The organism is Mesorhizobium sp. M2E.F.Ca.ET.209.01.1.1 (assembly GCF_004010375.2).
In the GTDB taxonomy this organism is placed as follows: Bacteria; Pseudomonadota; Alphaproteobacteria; order Rhizobiales; family Rhizobiaceae; genus Mesorhizobium.
The window spans coordinates 1-281 of the sequence record NZ_SADP02001343.1 but is presented as its reverse complement, the minus strand read 5'-3'; the positions used below and the strand labels follow the sequence as shown (position 1 = coordinate 281).

At 56.9% G+C, this 281-nt stretch carries 1 pseudogene; it reads left to right on the top strand.

Annotated features, from left to right (window positions below):
* Positions 1–96: 96 nt before the first annotated feature.
* A pseudogene (locus EN852_RS40345) lies at positions 97–281 on the top strand (porin family protein); the annotation flags it as partial.

Genomic DNA, 281 nt, shown 5'->3' with positions numbered 1-281 from the left:
CCTTAACCGGCACTTAACCACTATGGTTAACAATGCTCCTTGAAACGATGGCTGCCTGCGTGATCGCAGGTGTCGCCAAATTGGGAGTCGGGGACCATGACACTCATATCGCGTATTGCGTTGGCGCTTGCCGGATTTGGCCTCTTGCCACTGACATCGGCACTCGCCGCCGATTACGATCCTCCGGTCTATGTCGACCAGGCGCCGGACTATGTGCCGTTCGAGGTCGGCTCCGGATGGTATCTGCGCGCCGACGTCTCCTCTCTGTTACAAAAGAGCTT